Source organism: Gracilimonas halophila (assembly GCF_042684365.1).
In the GTDB taxonomy this organism is placed as follows: Bacteria; Bacteroidota; Rhodothermia; order Balneolales; family Balneolaceae; genus Gracilimonas; species Gracilimonas halophila.
This window is the reverse complement of sequence record NZ_JBHULI010000021.1, coordinates 21,471-25,463: the sequence shown is the minus strand read 5'-3', so window position 1 is coordinate 25,463 and position 3,993 is coordinate 21,471. Positions and strand designations below refer to the sequence as shown.

3 protein-coding genes are annotated in these 3,993 nt (G+C 42.5%); all 3 read right to left on the bottom strand.

The features are described from left to right. Positions 1–179 precede the first annotated feature (179 nt). Entirely contained in the window at positions 180–569 is a 390-nt protein-coding gene (locus ACFSVN_RS05085; RefSeq protein ID WP_390299559.1) for a hypothetical protein, read from the bottom strand. A 191-nt stretch (positions 570–760) separates the two neighbouring features. Further along, positions 761–2,674, bottom strand: coding sequence for a tetratricopeptide repeat protein (locus ACFSVN_RS05080; RefSeq protein WP_390299556.1), 1,914 nt, complete (start codon positions 2,672–2,674; stop codon positions 761–763). An 863-nt stretch (positions 2,675–3,537) separates the two neighbouring features. Further along, positions 3,538–3,852 carry a hypothetical protein gene (locus ACFSVN_RS05075; RefSeq protein WP_390299553.1) on the bottom strand — a complete coding sequence of 105 codons (315 nt, stop codon included), beginning with the start codon at positions 3,850–3,852 and terminating at the stop codon, positions 3,538–3,540. Between the last annotated feature and the right edge of the window lie 141 nt (positions 3,853–3,993).

Genomic DNA, 3,993 nt, shown 5'->3' with positions numbered 1-3,993 from the left:
GGGATAATAACAGCTATAATAATTTTTGATAATTACATCCTAAAAAATAGGCTCCAATGAATATGATTTAGCGAAATGACATTATGATTCAGAGAAATAAATACCGCCTGAGCGCCTGTAAAGCCTAATTCAGGTATTTACACCTGCATTGCGTGTACCCGGCGGAGTCTCTGCCCCTTTTAGTTTTGCCGGCTATCTATGTGATTAATGTAGGTATTCAGAAGGTGGTAGATGGCGGGGTCAATAGGTCGCTCACAACGCCCAATGCCGGGTTGGCTCGCATCCGTAAACCCGATGCTTTGTGGGGTTGTTGCCGTACCCGATGGCAGATGCGCCAGGGTGGGCACATACATTTGCCGGCCGGTCTCAAGTTCCTGTTTAATCTTTTTGTTAAGCTTGTGGTCTTTAATTAAAAAATAGATATTTAACAGGGTTAGCAGGCAAGTTAGGGCCGCCAACACATAAATTACGAAGTCGAAACCTGCCATAACCCCATCCGGCTGGGTGGTATAGATATTTACGTATTCGTGTTGGCCAGCTTGTATTAAGCTACTATTCCAATCCATCATGTTGATACTATTTTAGCCATAAGATTTCATTTACGGGCAGGCACTCTCAAACGCTCATTGCCTAAGCTAAGCTCTTCTCTGCTCTGCTTAAGCATGGAGGTGAAGATGTACTGTTCTATGATCGGTATATACCGAACCTGTTTTATGAATCAGGAAAAAGTTGGTATGATAGCAAGAAAGGCTGTGCCGTTTTAGCGGGCGGCTAAACTGTTCTGCTTTTTGTATTGAGCAGGGGTTAAACCCGTTATTTCCCGGAAATTTTTGTAGAAGGTACTGGCATTTTTATAGCCGCATTTCTCATAAATAACATCCAGGGAGTAATCCTGATAGGAAGGCTTGGCAAGCAGGCGGCGGGCTTCGTTAATGCGATATTTATTAACCAAATCATAAAAGTTACCATTGCTTCCGTAGCTTATTGCATCCGAAATATATTTTTTATTGGTACCCACCTCTTGTGCCAGCCGTTCAATATTCAGGTATTTGTCCCGATAGATTTCTTCATCTTCCAGCAAATGTATGATCTTCTTGAAAATCTGAGACAACTGTTTTACCGTCTCGACAGCCTGTTCATGTTTAACTGTAGCCTCTGCCGGTTCATCGGCAGCAGCAATTTCAGATTGCGCAACGCTGCTGTGCTTTTTATGAATCTGCCCTTTGTTATCTAAAGCCTTATTACCAGCTTTTTCACCTAATATAGGCTGCAGGTACGGCGGCAAGTTCTGCACCTGCATATTTCTTTCAAACAGGGCTTTAAGTTTTTTATTACGCCTCCAAAGCCATATTGCCACACACAGTAAAAGTACACTTGCAAACAAGGTAAACCCAATATACACGGATAATCTTGATATGGTACTCAGATTTTGATCGATCTCGGCCTTTTGGCGAGTAATATCAAACTCACTTTGGCTTCTTAAGATCTCATTTTGGGCTTCGGCAGACAGTAAACTGTCTTGTAAGCTTTCATAACGTGCTGTATAGCGCTGCGCCTTAAGGCTGTTGCCTGCTTCTGTGTATGAATCAGCATAGTATTCATAAAGCGTAAGGGTTTCCTGGGGCAGCGTACTCTCAGATAGCAGTACAGCCGCACTGTCATAATACCCAATGGACCGGTCATACTCTCCCAGGCTGTATAACCGCCTGCCGATAGACAGGTAGGAAAGAATTTGGCCATAGGTAATCTCCTCCTGCTTACTGAGCGCCAGTGTTCGTTCATAATAGTCAATGGCTTGCCTGTCCAGCCCCTCCGAAGCATACACATTTCCAATATTCAGCAGGTTTTGTGCCTGCAGCATGGTATGCCCCAGGCTTTCGGCAATAGACAAAGCTTCCAGCATCATATCCTTAGCCCGGTCAAGCGAATCAAGCTGCCGGTAATTAACGCCAAAGTTACTGTAAAAATCAGCCACCTGATACTGATCTGTATTATCAGTCAGATAATCTTCTGCCCGGTTAAAGTATCGGTTTGCCCTCTGCTGGTCATCAATTTGAAGGTTCAGAGCCGCTAACCCAACATAGGCCTGAAAAGTGCCTCTGTCATATTGCTCCCGCTTATATAACTCAATAGCCGACTGATAATTTTGAACCGACTCCTCGAAATTGCCCAGATCTCGATAAAGGGCGCCTTTGGTTCGATACACATCGCCCAGGAACAAAGAATCTCCGACAGAGGTTAACTGGATAGAATTCAGAACCTGCAGGGCCGCTTCTGTCTTCACCTGGCTCGATAACACCTGTGAATAGAGAAGGAGCATTACCGAAAGCACTTCTGATTCATCTCCCAGCTGCGCAATAGAGGGGTGTGAGATAAGATAGGCTAAAAAGTATTCGGCTTTACCGTATTCACCTGTTCGGCTTAGCAAGCGCACCTGCTCCTCAAGCTCTCTCAAAAAATTCCGTTCATTATTATCACTATCTAACGCCTCTAAGTAGTCCTCAGCCCGATTATACATTTCCATATTGAAATACGCCTGAGTTTTGGCCCCGATGTCTTCTAATAATTCATCTGATACTGATCTGTTAACGGATAAAGTATCTTGACCTAAGACATGCCCAGAACATAAAACAGTAAAAATCACAATAATGTAGAGGTGACCTTTCAATCTCATATCAACTATATGCTTTCAATATCAGTGTATTTAAAATGTTCTCTCGAAAATTTTTAACCGTAAGCACGGTATAGTTAACACTCTCTCCAGGTATAAGGTAATTATGGGTATGAGTAATGATCCTAGAATATAAAGCACCTTTGTTAGAAAGTTTAGAAAAAATAGGCCGCTGTATCACTGCACAGCGACCTACTGCCCATAACCAACATGTGTCATGATGTTTTCCAACTACAAACTTAAATAAAGTAATAATCGATAGCATAGAGTCTATACGGCTCTATTTTGATAAAAACGTCTTTTTTTTAAAAATAAACATCAAACAATATGTTATTTTAGATAATCATGAGACATTTATGTCTATGTGCAATATTTACTAAACACATTTTTGGATTTGTTTTTAGTACCAGAACAACAACCCCATCTAATAAAGCCCCTTGTTCGAGGTTTTATTTTTTTATTCCTGGCCTAATTATATTAACCAACAGCTTATCTATTAGGTACGAAGGTGAAACAATTTTATATCCGCATTGTCGCTAGTCTAACTTAGGGTTATACCAATAGTCAATCATGGTAAACTATATTCTTGCTACTACCTGACTTGTCATGACAAGATAATTTACACAGTTGTACATTTTTTGAAGAGTACAAATTTAGGATGGGACAGTGGGGACCTCTCAACACCCTCAAAGAAATTGACACTAATATAAAAAGCCGTCAGATCAATCTGACGGCTTTGATAATTAGTAGCTTTAGAAAGCTAACAACTCTATTACATTGCGCTCGAAATAATAATTGTTTGTTATCAAACTAAGTACATTGTGACACAAAATTTAAAATTCCGACTATTTTTTTGTAGAAGTAATTTATGACCCGGGTCGCCCCTCCGGCATAGGTAAAGGGCCAGCTGGCACCTCAAGAGCACCGCTTTGCGATCCGCCTCCACTTGATGTAGCCAAAATAGCAACCATACTCACCGTGAGTATGCCCACTCCTATGGCCAGATACTTATTTTCTTTGATCACCTCAACAAAGCGCTGATTTCGGCTTTGCCGGCTCAACCCCTCAACCGCCCTTACAGGGACCCTGCCCAGCACGTTAAATACCGGCACCGGCAGCATCTTCAAGGTACCTTCCGGTATTACACGCACGTCTTGCTGTTGCTCCAAGGGTATGGGCATAGTCTGCTGATTTTGGGATCTAACCACGACCGAATGGCTATGGCTATGTTGCGCCGCCGCCGGCTTTGTCATCAGCAGCACCATGAGGCCGATCCACATCCCCATGAGCCAGCGGGAACTCTTGCTTACCGTTATCGTTGA

Bases quoted from the DNA above. Each gene is read 5' to 3' on its own strand.
- ACFSVN_RS05075 (WP_390299553.1), bottom strand. From the start codon at position 3,852: ATGCCCATACCCTTGGAGCAACAGCAAGACGTGCGTGTAATACCGGAA.
- ACFSVN_RS05085 (WP_390299559.1), bottom strand. From the start codon at position 569: ATGATGGATTGGAATAGTAGCTTAATACAAGCTGGCCAACACGAATAC.
- ACFSVN_RS05080 (WP_390299556.1), bottom strand. From the start codon at position 2,674: ATGAGATTGAAAGGTCACCTCTACATTATTGTGATTTTTACTGTTTTA.